16 protein-coding genes and 2 pseudogenes are annotated in these 17,360 nt (G+C 59.5%); 8 read left to right on the plus strand and 10 right to left on the minus strand.

Annotated features, from left to right (window positions below):
- Positions 1-105 precede the first annotated feature (105 nt).
- Positions 106-1,602, plus strand: a complete 1,497-nt coding sequence (glpK, locus tag AB4Z13_RS26485; RefSeq protein ID WP_442207228.1) for a glycerol kinase GlpK — start codon at positions 106-108, stop codon at positions 1,600-1,602.
- A 73-nt stretch (positions 1,603-1,675) separates the two neighbouring features.
- Here glpK and AB4Z13_RS26490 read toward each other — a convergent pair whose 3' ends face one another.
- The 5 genes from AB4Z13_RS26490 to AB4Z13_RS26510 all read right to left on the minus strand — a co-directional run bounded on the left by AB4Z13_RS26490 (position 1,676) and on the right by AB4Z13_RS26510 (position 7,441).
- A complete protein-coding gene (locus AB4Z13_RS26490; protein WP_442207229.1) occupies positions 1,676-2,746 on the minus strand; it encodes an ABC transporter ATP-binding protein in 1,071 nt (356 codons plus the stop codon).
- Between the two features lie 17 nt (positions 2,747-2,763).
- Positions 2,764-4,284: a DUF5060 domain-containing protein gene (locus AB4Z13_RS26495; protein WP_442207230.1), complete on the minus strand. Its 1,521-nt coding sequence runs from the start codon at positions 4,282-4,284 to the stop codon at positions 2,764-2,766.
- A 29-nt stretch (positions 4,285-4,313) separates the two neighbouring features.
- On the minus strand, positions 4,314-5,198 hold the full coding sequence (locus AB4Z13_RS26500; protein ID WP_007812244.1) for a carbohydrate ABC transporter permease: 885 nt from the start codon (positions 5,196-5,198) through the stop codon (positions 4,314-4,316).
- Positions 5,195-6,094: a carbohydrate ABC transporter permease gene (locus tag AB4Z13_RS26505; RefSeq protein ID WP_113320238.1), complete on the minus strand. Its 900-nt coding sequence runs from the start codon at positions 6,092-6,094 to the stop codon at positions 5,195-5,197. The genes AB4Z13_RS26500 and AB4Z13_RS26505 overlap by 4 nt, the downstream gene beginning before the upstream one ends.
- Before the next feature lie 93 nt (positions 6,095-6,187).
- The gene (locus AB4Z13_RS26510) at positions 6,188-7,441 is read right to left on the minus strand and encodes an extracellular solute-binding protein (protein WP_442207231.1); all 1,254 of its coding nucleotides are present in this window, start codon (positions 7,439-7,441) and stop codon (positions 6,188-6,190) included.
- Positions 7,442-7,534: 93 nt separating this feature from the next.
- Here AB4Z13_RS26510 and AB4Z13_RS26515 point away from each other — a divergent pair, with 93 nt between their 5' ends.
- From AB4Z13_RS26515 to AB4Z13_RS26525, 3 genes are all read left to right on the plus strand, one after another.
- Positions 7,535-7,744, plus strand: a complete 210-nt coding sequence (locus AB4Z13_RS26515) for a hypothetical protein (RefSeq protein ID WP_442207232.1) — start codon at positions 7,535-7,537, stop codon at positions 7,742-7,744.
- A gap of 178 nt (positions 7,745-7,922) precedes the next feature.
- Entirely contained in the window at positions 7,923-8,300 is a 378-nt protein-coding gene (locus AB4Z13_RS26520) for a CHAT domain-containing protein (protein WP_442207233.1), read from the plus strand.
- Positions 8,284-8,517: a hypothetical protein gene (locus AB4Z13_RS26525; protein WP_113320234.1), complete on the plus strand. Its 234-nt coding sequence runs from the start codon at positions 8,284-8,286 to the stop codon at positions 8,515-8,517. Before AB4Z13_RS26520 ends, AB4Z13_RS26525 begins: the two co-directional genes overlap by 17 nt.
- A 389-nt stretch (positions 8,518-8,906) precedes the next feature.
- Here AB4Z13_RS26525 and AB4Z13_RS26530 read toward each other — a convergent pair whose 3' ends face one another.
- The 3 genes and pseudogenes from AB4Z13_RS26530 to AB4Z13_RS26540 all read right to left on the minus strand — a co-directional run.
- Positions 8,907-9,230 (minus strand): type II toxin-antitoxin system PemK/MazF family toxin, encoded by a 324-nt coding sequence (locus tag AB4Z13_RS26530; protein ID WP_113320233.1) that lies wholly within the window; start codon positions 9,228-9,230, stop codon positions 8,907-8,909.
- On the minus strand, positions 9,227-9,451 hold the full coding sequence (locus tag AB4Z13_RS26535) for an antitoxin MazE family protein (protein WP_007812256.1): 225 nt from the start codon (positions 9,449-9,451) through the stop codon (positions 9,227-9,229). Before AB4Z13_RS26535 ends, AB4Z13_RS26530 begins: the two co-directional genes overlap by 4 nt.
- A gap of 267 nt (positions 9,452-9,718) precedes the next feature.
- Positions 9,719-9,889 (minus strand): annotated as a pseudogene (locus AB4Z13_RS26540) (transposase); the annotation flags it as partial.
- Here AB4Z13_RS26540 and AB4Z13_RS26545 point away from each other — a divergent pair.
- Positions 9,885-10,037, plus strand: a pseudogene (locus AB4Z13_RS26545) (IS5/IS1182 family transposase); the annotation flags it as partial. The pseudogenes AB4Z13_RS26540 and AB4Z13_RS26545 sit on opposite strands and share 5 nt — an antisense overlap.
- Before the next feature lie 1,003 nt (positions 10,038-11,040).
- Positions 11,041-12,102, plus strand: a complete 1,062-nt coding sequence (locus AB4Z13_RS26550; protein WP_310380323.1) for a ketopantoate reductase family protein — start codon at positions 11,041-11,043, stop codon at positions 12,100-12,102.
- Between the two features lie 82 nt (positions 12,103-12,184).
- On the opposite strand, the gene AB4Z13_RS26555 is transcribed toward AB4Z13_RS26550, so the two are convergent.
- A complete protein-coding gene (locus AB4Z13_RS26555) occupies positions 12,185-13,906 on the minus strand; it encodes an extracellular solute-binding protein (RefSeq protein ID WP_442207234.1) in 1,722 nt (573 codons plus the stop codon).
- Positions 13,907-13,982: 76 nt separating this feature from the next.
- Positions 13,983-14,909, minus strand: coding sequence for an NAD(P)-dependent oxidoreductase (locus AB4Z13_RS26560; RefSeq protein ID WP_113320228.1), 927 nt, complete (start codon positions 14,907-14,909; stop codon positions 13,983-13,985).
- Positions 14,910-15,383: 474 nt separating this feature from the next.
- Between AB4Z13_RS26560 and AB4Z13_RS26565 the strand changes: the two genes are divergently transcribed.
- The gene (locus AB4Z13_RS26565; protein ID WP_442207235.1) at positions 15,384-16,172 is read left to right on the plus strand and encodes a glucose 1-dehydrogenase; all 789 of its coding nucleotides are present in this window, start codon (positions 15,384-15,386) and stop codon (positions 16,170-16,172) included.
- Between the two features lie 90 nt (positions 16,173-16,262).
- A complete protein-coding gene (locus tag AB4Z13_RS26570; protein WP_442207236.1) occupies positions 16,263-17,351 on the plus strand; it encodes a 2,3-butanediol dehydrogenase in 1,089 nt (362 codons plus the stop codon).
- The last annotated feature ends 9 nt before the right edge of the window (positions 17,352-17,360 follow it).

The following is a 17,360-nucleotide window of genomic DNA, read 5'->3' on the forward strand; positions in this document are numbered from 1 at the left end:
GGCCGGGCGCGGCTGCGCCCGGCCATCGCTAAATTTCCATGATAATAACGGGAACAGAGCTGCCGTTCCGGCGGAACGACGGCTGCTGCGCAGGAAACAGATGTCATGAGCGGCCATATCCTTGCCATCGACCAGGGCACGACATCGTCACGAGCCATAATTTTCGACCCTCAGATGCGGACCGTATCCTCGGTCCAGACGGAGATCACCCAGCATTTCCCACAGACCGGCTGGGTGGAGCATGATGCAAACGAAATCTGGGACACGGTGCTTTCGACGGCCCGCGACGCCCTGGCAAAGAGCGGCGCAGCTCCTGGCGCAGTCGCCGCCATCGGCATCACCAACCAGCGGGAGACGACCGTCGTCTGGGAAAAAGCCACCGGCCGGCCGCTTCACAAGGCGATCGTCTGGCAGGACCGGCGCACGGCGGAAATGTGCGACCGGCTGAAAGTCGATGGCTATGAAAAGCTCTTCACCGCCAAGACCGGTCTGCTTCTCGATCCCTATTTTTCCGGCACGAAGCTGCGCTGGCTGCTCGACAATGTCGAGGGACTGCGTGCCCGTGCCGAAGCCGGAGAGGTCTGTTTTGGTACCATCGACAGCTGGATCATCTACAAGCTGACCAGCGGGCGGGCGCATGTCACCGATGCGACCAACGCCTCGCGAACCCTGCTCTACAATATCGCCGAGAACCGTTGGGACGACGAGCTTCTCGAGATCCTGCGCATCCCGCGGGCGCTGCTGCCCGAGGTCAAGGACAGTGCCGACGATTTTGGCACGGTCGATCCTGACATCTTCGGCGCGGCGATCCCGATCCTCGGGGTCGCGGGCGACCAGCAGGCGGCGACAATCGGCAATGCCTGTTTCGAACCGGGCATGGTGAAGTCGACCTACGGCACCGGTTGTTTCGCGCTCCTGAATACCGGTGACGACCGCGTCCACTCGAAGAACCGGCTGCTCACCACCATCGCCTACCGTCTGAACGGCAAGACCACCTACGCGCTGGAAGGGTCGATCTTCATTGCCGGTGCGGCCGTGCAGTGGCTGCGTGATGGTCTCGGCATTATCGGGAACGCATCGGAAACCGGTGCTCTGGCTGACAGAGCCGATCCGCAGCAAAGGGTCTATGTCGTGCCCGCCTTCACCGGCCTCGGTGCTCCCTATTGGGATCCGGAGGCGCGGGGCGCGATCTTCGGCCTGACGCGCAACAGCGGCCCGGCGGAGCTGGCGCGCGCCGTCCTGGAATCGGTCGCCTACCAGACGCTCGACCTGCTGGTGGCGATGCGCAGCGATTGGGGCGACCATCCGATCGAAACCGTGCTGCGCGTCGATGGCGGCATGTCGGCCTCCGAATGGACCATGCAGCATCTCGCCAACATTCTCTCAAGTCCGGTCGATCGGGCGGCGACCTTGGAGACGACAGCGCTCGGAGCAGCCTGGCTTGCCGGATCGAAGGCCGGTGTCTGGCCGGACCGGACGGAGTTCGCGCGCGCCTGGGCGAGCGACCGTAGCTTTGAGCCCGATATGACTGACGTAGACAGGCAGGCGAGAATTGTCGGCTGGCGCAACGCGATTGCGCGAACACTCAGCACGGTGACCTGACCTAGCGCGGACCACCACCGTGGGGAAAGAGCCGGGCGGTGTCAGGCCGCCCGGCTCATCGATATGTCTTGCTTCAAGTGTCGAGCCGGTTCTGTGTCTGCCGGTCGAAGAAGTGCACCTTCGGGGTCGCAAAGGACAGTTTGATCCGCTGTTCGGGTGCAAGGCTCACGCGTTCGCGCACAACCCAGGTGAGTTCCTTGCCCTCGACCTCGACGGCGACATGGGTTTCCGAACCGGTCGGCTCAATGACCTTCACGATCGCTTCGATGCCCTCATCGCCACCGAGCGAAATATCCTCCGGACGGATGCCGAGCGTCAGCGACTTGCCCGAGGAATTCTCTGGCGCTTGCGAGAGTTTGACGCGCGCGCCGCCGGGAAGAGCAAGGCTCGGGCTACCGGAATTCTCAAGCGTGCCCTCGAGGAAATTCATCGCCGGTGAGCCGAGGAAACCAGCGACGAAGATGTTGCTCGGCCGATCGTAGAGTTCGAGCGGACTGCCGATCTGTTCGACATGGCCGCCCTGCAGCACGACGATCTTGTCGGCCATGGTCATGGCCTCGATCTGGTCGTGCGTGACATAGACGATCGTCGTCTTCAGGCGCTGGTGCAGCGCCTTGATCTCCGCCCGCATCTTGACGCGCAGCTTCGCGTCGAGGTTCGACAGCGGCTCGTCGAAGAGGAAGACCTTCGGATCGCGAACAATGGCGCGGCCCATGGCGACGCGCTGGCGCTGGCCGCCCGAAAGCTGGGCCGGCTTGCGCTCCAGCAGCGGCTGCAGGCCGAGGATCGCGGCAGCCTCCGCCACCTTTTTGTCGATCTCTGGCCGCTTGGCGCCGGCAAGCTCTAGCGCAAAGCCCATGTTCTGGGCGACCGTCATCTGCGGATAGAGCGCGTAGTTCTGAAAGACCATGGCGATATCACGGTCCTTCGGCTGCAGATTGTTGACGACGCGCCCGTCGATGCTGATCTTGCCGGCGCTGATTTCCTCCAGGCCGGCGATCATGCGCAAGAGCGTGGACTTTCCGCAGCCGGACGGGCCGACGAGGATGACGAACTCGCCATCGGCAATCTCGACATCGATGCCGTGGATGATGTCGACCGAACCGAAGGATTTCTTGACTTTGTTGATGCTCAATCCGGACATGGGGGCTCCTTCTATCCTTAGCGCTTCCTGCGCACGCGCAGCGCCTGATGCGGCTTGCGGGGAAGCTTGACGCCGAAAGCAGCATCCGGCTTGCCGCCGCGCACGATCGCGCCATGACGGGTGGGATGCGGGACGGGTGCAGCGACCTTCTCGGCCGGTGTGATCGTCATCTCCCAGGTATCGATGATATCGACATCGTAATTGTCGTCGTCGAGCGGCAGACCCGATGACCAGATGACCGGCTGGTGCTCGCCGAGATAAATCAGCCGGAAATCATCGTCGCCGTCCCGCGCACCCGAGACACGCGACCAGGGCCATTCACCGATAATGCCGAGCGGCTCCAGCCCGTGCTTCACATCCGCCTCGAGCAGATCGCGCAGGAAACCGATGCGCTTCCAGGCCTCGCCACGCAACTCGCCGCCCTTGGCCCACCAGATCAGGTCCTCGGGATGCGAATAGGTCTCGCCGTGGCCGGCATAACCGCCGCGCGCTATGGTGATCCAGTAGCGATGCACCAGTTCCTGAGCGCAGAGATTGCCCCAGGACTGCAGGATATCGCCCTCGTATTCCGGCTCGTCGTTGACGACCGGCTTGCCATAGGCGTTGCGCCATTCTTGCGTGCGCTTGACGTCGGGGTTCTGGATGCAGGTATGGGTGACCCAGGGCTTGCGATGGTCGAAATTCGCCGTCACGTCGCCATTGTGGATCGAGCGCAGGTGTTGGTAGGGATCGTTTTCTTCCAGGATATGGAAGTAGCGGTCCCACTGCTCCATTGGCTTGGTATCAATCAGGAAGTCATATTCATTGGCAAGCGACCACCAGACATTCCGGTAAGCAGAAAGCCGCGCCGCGAGATAGGCGACATAGCGGAAATCCTGCTCGGCCGACATGTCGGCATAACCCCAGCGGTCATAGGGGTGAAAGATGATGATATCGGCCTCGATGCCGAGCGCGCAAAGGGCTGCCACCTGCCGGTCGAAATGCTTGAAGAGGGCAGGGTTCGGCCGGTCGAAATCCTCCCTGCCATCAGCCCCTTTTTCGAAGCAGGCATGTAGCGGCTCATTGGTATTATAGGGATAGTCCTTCGGGAAGACGCCCATGCGGATCTTGTTGAAGCGGGTTTTCTTCAGCGTCTCCAGTGTCTGGTTCTGCATCTCCAGCGGCTGATGCGTCCAGGCATAGCAGGTCGTGCCGAAGGAGAAGAAGGGCGTTCCGTCGGCATAGCCGAAATGGAACTTGTTGCGCACCCGCACCGGTCCATGATTGCCTGCCGACGGCGCGGCTGCTGTAAACGAACCCGTCTTGCCGTCGAGTGCCGACGTCTTCGAGCGCGTCTTGAAGGACCATTCGCCCTCGACGTCGGGCATGAAGCGGATGCGGTAGGTGCCGTTTCCGTCATAAAAGCCCGGCACGCGGACCTCGCGGCTCTTGTGCGTGAACACGGCATCGAATGCCACGTCGAGATAGGGATTGCCTTCGGACGGGCCGGCAAAGGCCGCTTCGAACACGCCCCATTTTTCGACTGCTGCATCGGACATTCTGTCTCTCCTCGTAAACAAGATTTCGGTCAGCCCTTGACGGCTCCGGAGGTCAGTCCGGACACGAAGTAGCGCTGGAACATGAGATAGACGATCGTCGCCGGTAGCACGGTCATGACGATCGCGGCGTTGAGCTGGCCGTAATTGCTGGAAAACTGACCCTGGAACGACATGAGGCCGAGCGGCAGGGTCCACATGTGCTGGTCCTGCAAAAGGACGAGTGCCATGGCGAATTCGTTCCAGGTGGAGACGAAGTCGAGGATCAGCAATGCGGCGAGAACCGGCAGGCAGACGGGCAGGAAGATCCGCCGGAAAATGGTGAAATGCGTCGCGCCATCGATGAGGGCTGCCTCCGACAGCTCCTTCGGAATGCCCTTGAAGAAGCCGTGCAGGATGAAGACCTGATAGGGAACGCCGAAGGCGATATAGGGCAGGATGACGCCCGGATAGGTGTCGATGAGCCCGAAGGAATTCACCAGCGTGAAGAGCGGTGCGAGCATCACCTGGAAAGGGATCATCGTGCCGAAAACGACGAGCAGCAGGAGCGCCTTGCTGATCTTCAGCTTGATCTTGGCAAGCGCGTAGGCGGCCATTGCCGACAGCGCGAGGCCGAGCGGCACCTTGATGACGGTGATGATGACGCTGTTGAAGAAGGAGCTGGCAAAATTGCCGCGGCTCCAGGCGTCGGCGTAGTTTTGAAAGGCGAGTTCGGTCGGCGGCATGAAGGCGCCGGTGCTGGTGACCGCGGCCGGCGTCTTCAGTGAGGTGAAGACGATGAAGACGAAAGGCGCGACCCAAATCAGCGCGACAAGGATGAGGGCGATCCACAAGCCGATCAGGATGGGGTCGCGCTTCAGGCGAAGGGGCTTGGTGTCGATGTCGAGATCGTCGGCTTGCGCTCCGAGAACTGTCACGATTCGACCTCCTCATGCTTTTGCGTCCAGCGCAGATAGGGGATGACGATCGCCATGGTGATTAAAAGCAGCACCACCGAGATCGCAGCACCGCGGCCGAAATCAAAGATCTGCATGGCCTGGGTGAAGGCCCAGAGCGCCAGCATCTGGGTCGACTGGGCGGGACCACCGCCAGTCAGGCCATAGACGATGTCGAAAGCCTTCAGCGACGAGATGATGGAGAGAACCAGAACGATGGTAATGGTGGGACGCAATGCCGGCAGTGTAACATGCTTGAAGACGGCCCAGCGGCCGGCGCCATCGATGCGGGCGGCTTCCACCAGCGTCTGCGAGACGTTCTGAAGACCTGCGAGGAACAGCACCATCGAGAAGCCGACGGTCTGCCAGAGATAGGCGATGAAGACGGAATAGAGCGCGATATCCTTGTTGCCGAGCCAGTCCTTGATCCAGGTCTGCATGCCCCAGGAGGTCAGCATCTGGCTGAACAGGCCGAAGAAGGGATCGTACATCCACTTCCACATGGTGGCGACGGCGATCGGCGCAATGATGACGGGCAGGTAGAAGATGGCGCGCAGGCTGTTGCGGCCGAAAATCTTCTGGTTGAGGCTGAGCGCCAAGAGCAGCCCGACTAACGGCGGGAAGATCAGGCTCATCAGCGTCCAGATCACGGTATTCCGGAAAGCAACCCAGAAGACCGGATCGCGCGTGAAGATCGCCGTATAATTCGCGAGGCCGACGAAAGGCCGTTGCGGATCGAGCCCGTTCCACTTCTGGAAGCTAATAATAACCACGTTCAGCATCGGGTAGAGCGCGAAGATCGCGTAAATGGCCAGAGCCGGGACGAGCAGGATGAAGGCCTGCACGCGTGGATCATGAGTTGTTTGGCGCAATGACATGCTCACCTCCGGGCAGGGCACGATCCTGCCGGTCTTGCGAATGCGGCGCTAGCCGACCGACATTGTGTCGGCCAGCCGGCGTCTCGGGAGGAGTTAGGTTCTACCGGCGATGAAGGCCTGCATCTGCTTGGCTGCTGCGGCCGGCTCGATGCTGCCGGAGGCAACATCGTTGATGACGCGGAAATATTCCGTCGTCACGTCAAGCGGAAAGGCCTGGTCGCCATTCATGTAGATCTTGCTGTAGGTCTTGAAGATATCCAGCCACTCGGCTTCCAGAGGCTTCTGGTTGGTGTACTGGACATTCTTGTTGACCGAGATCGAGCTGATCTGGCCGACGAGATCCTGCTGCACTTTCTTCGACAGGAAATAGTCGATGAATTTCGCAGCCATGTCCGGGTTCTTGGTTTTGGTGCTGATGTAATTGTACTCGGCAAAACCATAGAGGCGGTTGGTATTGGTCGGGAAGGGGAAGATCCCGTAATCGTCGAGATTGACGCCGCTGCCGGACAGCTGGCCGACCAGCCAGTCGCCTTCCAGCATCATCGCCGCGCGGCCGGCGGTGAAGAGACTATAGGACTGCTTGTTGTCGATGCCCATGAAAGGCTGCAGCGTATAGTCCTTCGTCCACTTGGCGAATTCGGTGAACGCGTCGGTCGCGCAGGGCTCCTTCGACCAGTCGAGCTTCATCAGCTTCAGCTGATCGTGCTTTTCGGCGCCGCATTTGGTTTCCAGGATCACATCCATCAGGCGCATGACGTGCCAGTTGACGGTGCCGCCGAAGGTGAAGCCCGGAATGCCGGCTGCCTTCAGCTTGTCGGCTGCGGCCAGAAGCTCGTCATAGGTCTTCGGCTCTTCGGTGATGCCGGCCTGCTGGAAGAGCTTCTTGTTGTAATAGACGGCCTCACCCTTGAAGGTGAAGGGGGTGCCGTGCTTGCCGCCCGGATAGAGATCGGCAAAGGCAGCTGCCGAGGGAAGCAGCTCGTCGTTCCACTTGTATTCGGTGTAGTACTTGTCGAGCGGCAGCGACAGGCCGGCCTTCACATATTCGCCGCCAAGGCCAAGGCCTGCCCAGCTGAAATAGATGTCCGGGCCGCGGTTGGAACCGGCAGCGACGCGCAGCGCCGTCTTGTGCTCGTCGACGGCGCGCTGGACGATCTCGATATGGGTTCCCGGGTTTGCTGCTTCGAAATCGCTCGCAACCTTCTTCAACGCCACGTTGGCGGCATTATTGTCGAAGTTCAGCGTCCAGAGCGTGATGTCCTCGGCCTTGACGGGGGTGACCGCAACAGCCGCAATTGCGATGGCGGCCACGCATGAAGACTTCAATTTTGCAGAAAGGGTCAGCATTACGTCCTCCTCTTGTAAGCTGGAGCCTTTCTTGCCGGATGCTCATTGACATGTCAACTGGTATGATGAGCTAACCATAGGAATGGGCGTCTTATGATCGATGCCAGTTTCGTTGAGGCCCTGGGGGAGGCGGCCGCGGCCGGGAGGATCCGTTTGTTGGAATGGTTATTTCGGGTTGGAAAACCTGGCGCCTTCCAGCTTCGGCGTCCAGCCTCGTACCTGCACGGTAGCTCGATGCTCGTTGCGCTGACCAATGAGGAGATTGCCCCATCGCCTCTGATGAAGCATTCTTTGCCGCACTGAACAAGATGGAAATGATATCGGCTCAAGTGACAAGCTATCGATAAACGCGTGCGGCGTTGAGCGACATGCTCGCTACGACCGACGTTTTGAAGGTGCTCTGCCATGGGCAAGTCTGGAAAGACGTCGTGAAGTCGCGCTCATCATTGACCACGACGGCAACCCGCCGCCAGGCTACACCATGTCGGCTCTCGTCGCCGCCAACCGTGGGCATCGATTTGGCCGTATGGCGCTCAAAAACCAGACGACAGCGGCGAAAACGGTTTTTCTCAGGGCTTGTTCGTCGGGTATCGTCTCCGTCGGCGGCCTCGACGAACGGACGAGCTTCGCAACGCTCCTGAGCCGTGTCGGCACGAGCGCTGTCGTAGCGCCGCGCTGGAAAATTGACGCAGAGCTGGCATTGCCCACCCTCGACGAAGCGATAGCGGGCTCCGTGGCAGGGCAACCGCTGAACAAGGCGATGAGCTCTGCCGTCGCCGCCGCGATCAACCGGGAGTGCCGGCATGGCAAGCCCATTCTTTTGTCATCGAGGGAGCCTGGGAATGAGCATTGCAGATGATCTCAACAAGAAGGGTGCGACGCCCGAGACGATCCTTCAGGTCCTGGATACGACCGTCTTCGAAGCATCGGGCGACCTATCGCCTGATGAGATGATGTCGAATTTGAAAGCGGTGGTCGATGACAAGGCAGACGTGGATGAGGCCCTCGAAACGCTTCGCAAACATCCAGAACTCCTCAATGAAATTGCGTTGCTGTGGATTGCGCACGCTGCGTAGCAACGGGAGACCGAGCAACTGATTTCCGAGGCGATCGCGGACGCGGATCGCCAGATGCCGATGCTGGAGATTGGCGCGGTGACACTCATCGCCCTCTAAGCGATCTACACCTTCGGCCCGGACAAACCGACGAATGTGAAATGGACCATCAGGCAGCGCAAGGAAGGGACATTCGAAGAAATCAAAAGTGACGCCGAATTTGCCGACCTCAGCCAACCAGTGAAGGCTTTCTTGGATTGTTTACCGGCGCGACCAAGGGGAAGAAATAGACTGACTGGGATGGCATTTCCGGCCGCCGGTCCTTCAAATCAACCACTATCGATACTTGAACCTCGTGGTCACTGAAACGTCGAAGTGCACAGGAATCTGACGTAGGCATAAATTCGTAATTACGCGATACCCAAAAAAACGGCGAGGGACCGGGTGACTGCTAGGAGAGCATCATCTTCCAGGCGACCAATCATCGTACCAATTCTTTCGCGTTTCACGGACATGGCTTTGTCCACCATCACTTGCGAGGCTTTCCGCAATCCGCTTTGCGCGGTTGGCTGAATTGTTGGCCGAATGAGCGGCGCATCGATGAGTGTACTGGAAATCAGCAGCACAGTGACCGTGCCTGTCGCGTCGAACTGATCGGCCTGGATGACAAGTGCCGGACGAGGCTTGCCGAAATCGCCGCTGGTTACGACGGTGACGATGTCACCACGCCTCACGCTTCACCTTCGGAGTCCAGGTCGCCGAGAGCGGCATCGAGGAAATCTTGCAAATCACGGTCGCCAGCATCGGCAAGGGCTGTCTGAACGGACTGACGATGGCATTCGGCGGCAAAACCGGGGCGGCGAGTATCGGGGACCCATATCTGCACCGGTCGCAGGCCGGCAGCCCGCAATGTTTCACGACGCTTTTGAACTCTTTCGTTGACAGAGGTGGCCATAAGGAAACTCCCTTGACGTTGTTACATGTAACATAAGAACCAGCTGCTGTCATGTCAACGTGGCCGGAGAAGAGAAGCGCCAGCTTTCCTCGGCTCATGGGGAAACGAACCAGCTTTACCGAGCCAACGATTCGACCAGAGAATATACGACCGTCAGCAGGGTGTTCGCGACCAGCACCAGCGACCAGCGATGATGTCCCTGGGAGTTGTGTAGCTCGTTCGATCGTCGAGCTTCCCGGGCAGAGCCGGGAACGGGTCAACTTGAGCGGGCAAGTTGATAAGCGGATCATCGCTTATTGTAGCGATGTTTTCCGGTGTCATGTATCGCGAGCGCTGAACAGCCCACTCGTCATTTTGCTCCAGCAACAAAGCGCCGACGAGTCTGAAGATGGCATCGTCGTTGGGAAAGATGCCGACGACCTCTGTCCTTCGCTTGACGGCCGCGGCAGTCAACTTGAAGCGACTGGCAAGTGCTTTTCTGTCAATTTTACTGTTCGTGTACAGCCAAGAAGCTACCAGCTCAGCCCGACATCCCTCCAGGCAAAGGAAAGTTTTTGGAATCGCCTTGTCGGTGACTTCCGCGTAGCTCCGCCGACGATTGGTTCTTCAACAGCCCCACCCTGCATCTTTGCCAGGCAGCGGAAAGGACCTTGGACACGGCGGCTGAACGCAAAAGTCCGCAGCTACAGTTTCAAAATCCAGAGGTCCACAGTCATCGCCGCGACCGGGCACAAACGGGTTCCTCAATTTAGAAAACCGAAAATATCGGACCGACCGCGATTGAGAGACGCCGAAAATCTGCTCCAAGCCGGGGGTGTGACTACGGTTGGACTACGCCCTCCCTTCGTGGCGGGCGCTAGTCTGATCCTGACTGAGAGAGAATCGGACCTTGATCGCCGCTACGCATTAGCTGCCAAGCAATCGCGGAAACGCTTCAGTTTTGGTCGCGGTCACTTTTAGTGAGCGCTTCAGCAACGTGTGGCCGTAGCTCTAGCGCCTCTACATGCCTTCATAGTTTGTGTAGGACCGGGCAAGTCGAGCAGATCTTCGTTCGGTCGAAGGCGGGTTGCCATGCGTCTCGACATGACGGACTTTGAGGCGTCCATCGCCGCGAGGCTGCACCAGCCAGTCATGGCCCGGACGATCTCGCCCGGCTCGGAGGTCGGGCTGCGTGATTGGACGACGCCCGGCATCCAGAATGGATAATTGCGTCGTTTCACATTTTGGAGATTTTTCCTACGATCTCTCACGAAATCTCGGGAGGATTTCGGCGTATCCACGGACATCGGCCTCTTACCGGGTGGCGTGGTGGATCATCGACAGGGGAGGTTGCTGATGATGTCGGATACGCTGACGACCGCTCTCCAGCATTGGCGCAAGAGACGGCGCGCGGAGGTCCTCGATCTCGACGGTCACGTGGTCGAAACCTTGAAAAGGGCGGGCCAGAGCGCGCCTGTCAATCAACGGATCGTCGAGATCGCCCGCGCCATCGGAGCGCGACAGCCTTTCGGCGCAACCGTCAAACGCCACCCTTATCGAGGCATGAATGGCCGTTACCGGCCGGAGCAACAGTATGAGAGGAGAAGTTCATGGGTTGGGATGAGACGCGCGGTCCGCGGATTGCATTTGTTGGAACGGGCGCGCAAGGCGCGTCCATCGGGGCGGATTTCGCCTTGGCGGGCCTTGACGTCACCTTCATCGAGCAATGGCCGGAGCATGTGATGGCGATCCGTGAAAAGGGCATCACGGTGAACCTGCCGAAACGCACCATCAATGCGAAGGTCCCGGCTTTACACCTGTGTCAGGTCGCCGAAATCAAGGAACCCTTCGATGTCGTGTTCCTCGTGGTAAAAGCCTACGACACCAAATGGGCATGCCAGCTGATCGAGCCATGTCTGGCGCCTGATGGGCTGGTCGTCGGTCTCCAAAACGGCATGACGCATGAGGATATTGCCGACGTGGTCGGCCGCGAGCGGACGATCGGCGCCGTCATCGAAATCGCCTCCAATATGTTCGTGCCCGGCGTCACCAACCGGCAGAACGATCATGACACGTCCTGGTTTGCGCTCGGCGCGCTCGATCCGAAGACGCAGGATCGCGTGGAAGCAGTCGCCGATCTGCTGCGCAATTCCGGCACGGTCGAAGTGATGGACGACATTCGTTCCGCCAAGTGGATGAAGCTTGTCGTCAATGCCGCCGAACTTATTCCGTCCGCCATCATCAATCTGCCGCTCGCCGATGCAGCGCGCGCACCGGGCATGCTCGAGGTCATGCGGGCCGCCGGATATGAGGCAATGCGGGCAGCACTCGCCGACGGAGCCAAAATCGTTCCGATCATCGGCATGCCGCCGGTGACCACCAATCATCCGGAACGTTATGTCGATCAGATCTTCGACGAAGTGCTGAAGACCTTTTCACAGGCCGACACATTGACGACGTCGCTGCAGGATTGGCGCAAGGGACGCCGAGCGGAAGTTGGGGAGGTCAATGGCTGGGTTGTCGATATACTGCGCGTGCACGGACAGGAAGCCCCGGTCAATCAACGGGTCATGGACGTGGCTTTTGATATCGAAGCCGGTCAGATTGATGCGCGACCGGAGAATGCAGCACTACTGATCGAGGCATACCAGGCCGTGATGGCACACAGCTAGGATAAGAACAGGCGGCTTTTTGGGGCCGTGGTAAATATCCACGGCCACCCGTCGTCGTTCATCGCCGGTGCATTTTGATTGACTAAACCGTGCTTTGCCGTGTCCAGCTCCTCTGCGTGGATTTGAGGCTTTCTTCAATTTGAGCGGCGGCGTGCTCAAGGGCAAGCCGCGGCGTCTTATTGCCGAGCAATGCCTCATGGATCTCTTCGCCGAGGACCTTCTCGATCGTCGTATATTGTGGGATCTTTGGGCGCTGCCAGGTCTGCAGAAGGTTCTTCTTGGCGAGCTGGTCCACGAAACGCACGATCGGCGAACTTGCGGCAGCCTCCGGATCGGCACTGACGGAAAAACGCGGCGCGACCGGAAATCCGTTTTTCACATGCGCTTTCATTGCTTCTCTCGATGCCATCCAGGCGATCGCATCGGCGGCCAGTTCCACTCGTTCCTCGGGCAGATTTGTCGGAATGCAGAAGAGAAAGCCCCCGATCGGCGAGGCGCGCGTGCCGCCCGGGCCAGAGGGCTGAGGCAGATATTCGACCCTGCGCTTGACGACCGACTGGACGTCATATTCGAAGCGAGCCGCGCGCATGGTCCAGAAATAGCCGAGACTTGCTTTTCCTTTCAGAAACACTGCGAGCGTCTGGTCCCAAGCCATTTCAAGGATCTTGGGCGGAGAGATTTCGAGCAGCCTGCGCATATAGTCAAGTGCCGCAAAACCAGCGTCGGACAGAATCGTGCAGCTCAATTCTTCGAGGTTGACGCCCTCAAGCGTGAAGCCCGCGCGGATCTTGCGCAGCGAAATCGCCGGTTGACCGCAGGCGCCCATGAAAAACAGGAAGCTCGAGGCGATCGGCATGCCGCGCGCACCATCCCAGACCGCGCCGAACATTCCCTCATCGGGAGCGTGAAATTTGCGACCGGCATTGATCACATCGTCGAATGTCTTCGGGAACGACAGGCTCGCATCGGCAAACAGGTCCTTTCTCGCTGCAAGGACCTCGATGGTGCAATAGCCGGGAACGCCGTAGTCACGCCCTTCCCAGGTCGCTGAAGACCAGATGGAGGGATGGAAATCGAGCGGGTTGATGCCCGTCTTCTGGATATATTGGTCGATCGGCCTGATAACGCCTCTCTCGGCGAATTCGCCGAGCCAGGGCATGTTGATGGCGATGACGTCGTAATCGGAAAGCCGCTTGGCGCCATTTTCGCGCGCGCGTCGATAAAGATCGGGCAGCGGCAGAAGGTCGAAATTCTTGCGCGAAGCGAGGTTGCTGCGGAAGTCGGCCCACATGTTGCGCATTGCGGAGAAATAATTGTCGTCGTTCAGGAGAAAACGAAGCTCGATCTGCGATTCCGCGCGCTTCTGCACCAGCCGCATCGGCGGGATGATTTGCGAACCGAGCGGGGTTCCCCCGAAATAATACTCATCCTCCTCCTCGCCTGCCCGCAGCCCCAATGTCTGGGCGAGCAGGGATTTCGTCTTGCGGGCATAAAGCTCGAAGGAGCGAAGCAATTGCTCGCTCGGCTGCAGCGCGAAGCTCTTGCCTGTCTGTCCCTTGGCGACCTTGAGAATGTAACCGGCATCGATGAGGCGATTGATCAATCGCATCGAGGTTGCATAGGGAAGACCGGATTCCTGCCCGAGCGTCGAGATCGAGACAGGCTGGCTCAGAATATGCGACTTGATCAGGAACGTGACGATAAGCCAGATCGCATCATCATCGGCCGCTTCGACGACCTCTCTGAAGGGGCGGCGCGTTTTCTCGATGAAATCGATGACGCGCAGCATTTCATATTCGTTCACGTCGGCCTCCCAACCGTCGCGCTGCCTGCAATCAGACTAGCCGGCAACTCTTCCGCTCGCCAGCCCCGTCAAAGCGCTAAATGGCCTTGAGGGTGTGCGAAGCAGCAGCCTTTTCCCGGCCCAGGCCAGCAAGGCGCTCATATTGTTCGAAGAGCACGAAGAAGTCCTTTTCGGCAAGACCATCGGCGAAGGCTGCCTCGTACTGCTGGCGGATCATCGAGGCGAGATACATCGGAACATGATCGGATTTTGCCGCCCCAAGGATCAGGTCGAAGTCTTTCATCATCTGTGAGACGGAAAATGCGGGATCGAAATTGCGGTTGACCAGCAGGTCGCGCTTGTAGGCGATCAGCGGTGACGAGACAGCGCTCTCGCAGATGACGTTGAGCATGGTCTCGACGGTCAGATTTCCCTTTAATCCAAGCGTCAATGCCTCCCCAAGAAGGGCTGCCGTTGCGCCGACGAGCGCATTCAGCACGAGTTTCAGATAGCGTGCCTGCTCGCCTTCGCCGAGATAGAACCGTTTCGCTGAAAAGCTCGCCAGGACGGGCTCGACCTTTTTATATGCCTGTTCGGGACCAGAGACCATGACCGAGAGCAGACCCGAGGATGCGGTGATCGTACTGCCCGAAACGGGCGCACGCACATAGTCGACGCCCTTGCGGTGAAGGGCTTCTGCAACTTCGGCCGAAAGCTCCGGCGAGACGGTGCTCATCTCCACCAGGATCTGGCCGGGCTTGAGCAGTTCGACAAGCGTGGAGGGTGCAAGTGTGAGCTGACGCAGCACCTCGTCATTCGGAATGGTCAGGATCACTATGTCGGATGCCTCGACCAGATCCTCCAGGCTGTGGGCGACGTTCGCGCCCTGCGCAACGACGGAAGCACGGTTTTCCGGAAGTGGCTCATAGACGGACAAGGCATATCCGTTCTCGAGGACGCGCCGGCTCATCGGCGCGCCCATCTTGCCGATTCCGGCCCATCCCACTTTCAACGTCTCGCTCATGCAAAACCTTCCTTCCCCGGAGGCGTTCGCCAACCGGAATTCTCGATGCAGCTCTATGTCGAAGGAGCGCCAGCGAACCGGGCGAAAACATGCCTCAACTCGGCGCGAGGGCCGTCTCCTCCCGAAGAAATACTAGCGTCAGCCGAAGACCTATTGCTGCATTGAAAATATCCATTTCGGACAATTAAGGATTTGTCGAAGCGCAGGTTGATCCTCTAGCCTTCGCTTCGGATCGCACGGCGGTTCCTGTGGGAGGAATATTGCCGTCAACATGTTGGAGATGACGCGGAAGCCAGCGCTTCCGCGCCTGATCCCGCGTCGTCAGCGGTTCGGACAGTTCAGGGGAGGGGTGGATCAGATGAGGCGGCCTGCCGTCCCGGTCGGATCCCATCGCACCGCGGCCTGTCGCATTCGCCCTGTCCGTCACGTCTGACGGTCTCAGCTGCGACGGGAGTTCTATTGGGAGGGAATGCCATGAGTGGATCGGTCAACAATAAGGTCGTCATCGTAACCGGCGCGGCGCGCGGTATTGGCGCGGGCATTGCCGCCGATCTTGCCAAAAATGGAGCGCGCGTGGTGATTGCAGATCTCAATCTTGATAGCGCGCAGCAAACCGCATCAAAAATTTCCTCTGCGGGCGGCAGCGCGGTTGCAATTGCCGTCGATGTCTCGAGCCGTTCCAGCGTCAGGGCGCTGATCGACGAAACCGTATCTCGTTTCGGCCGCCTCGACGTCATGTTCAATAATGCCGGCATCAGTCAGACCTGCCCCTTCATGGAGGTGACGGATGAGGATTTCGACAGGATCATGGCGATCAATGGCCGCGGCGTTCTGATCGGAACCCAGGAGGCGGCAAGGCAAATGATCGCTCAGGGCGATGGTGGCAAGATCGTCAACACTGCCTCGATCGCCGGAAAGCAGGGCTACGCGTTGTTTGCCCATTATTGCGCTTCCAAATTCGCGGTTGTTGCGATCACGCAGGCGGCTGCCCGCGCGCTTGCAGAACACAAGATCACGGTCAACTGCTTCGGCCCGGATGTCGTCAAAACCGAGCTGTGGGAACAGCTCGACCGCGAGTTCATCGAGCGCGGCCTGACGGAAAAGCCGGAACAGGCGATCAATGATTTTTCCCAATCGATCCTTCTGGGGCGTGTATCGCTTCCCAAGGATATCGCCGGCGTCACGACGTTTCTCGCCTCCCAGGCATCCGACTATGTCACCGGCCAGACCATCATGGTCGATGGCGGCATGGTGCTGATCTAAAAGGACGAGCGCTGTGACAGGACCGACCGGAAAGCGTCTTGCTTTGGGCATCGGACCGGTCTGCGACGGCGGCTCAATAACAAGTTCATCATGAAAGGCGTGAAGATGAAGGCTGTACGGTACTATTCCAAGAAAGATATTCGCGTCGAAGACGTGCCGGCGCCAAGCGGCCGCCTGGGCGACGACATGGTGCTGATCGACCCCCTGGTTTGCGGCATCTGCGGTACCGATATCCACGAGTATATTGCAGGGCCGATCGTCACACCGGCCACCCCCCATGTCTATTCCGGCGCCACGCTGCCGCAGATTCTCGGTCATGAATTTTCCGCACGTGTGCTGGAGGTCGGCAGGAACGTCACGCATGTTGCTCCAGGCTCGCGCGTCTCGATCCAGCCGCTGATCTCGCCGCGCGACGATTATTATGGCCGGCGTGGGCTCTTCCACCTCAGCGAAAAGATGGCCTGCGTCGGCCTGTCATGGGACTGGGGCGGAATGGGCGAGCGCGCCGTCGTCAATGGCTATAACGTCTTTCCGGTCCCAGACAGCGTCTCCGATGTTCAGGCAGCGATGATCGAGCCTGCTGCCGTCGCGCTTTACGGCGTCGATCGCGGTCGCGTCACCTCCGGAAGCTCGGTGCTGGTGTCTGGTGTCGGTCCGATCGGCGCCCTCGTGCTCCTGGCGACAAAGGCGGCAGGCGCCACGACGATTTTCGTCTCGGAACTCAATCCCAACCGCAGGGCGCTGGCCAAGACGCTCGTTCCTGAAGCGATTGTCTTCGATCCGCGCCAGACCGATACCGAAGCGCTGTTCCGCAGCCACACTGAGGAAGGCGTCGGTGTCGACGTCGCCTTGGAATGCGTCGGCGCCGAGGCGTCGCTCAATCTTTGCGCCAAGGCCGTCCGGCGTCAGGGCACGGTCGTGCAGGTCGGGCTTCACGTCCGGCCGGCGGCAATCGATGCAATGCTCTGGGCGCTCAAGGACATCACCGTCGAAGCCACCTGGTGCTATCCGGTGCAGATCTGGCCGCGCATCGCGCAGATGATCGGAGCGGGAATCTTCCCGGTCGAAAAGATCGTCACGGCGCAGATCGCCCCGGAGGACGTGGTCGAAGAAGGCTTCGAGGCCCTGATCGATCCGGCCGCCTCCCACATGAAGATCCTCGTCAACATGAAGGCCTGATCAAGGAAT

Source organism: Rhizobium sp. YAF28 (genome assembly GCF_052113285.1).
Lineage (GTDB): Bacteria > Pseudomonadota > Alphaproteobacteria > Rhizobiales > Rhizobiaceae > Rhizobium.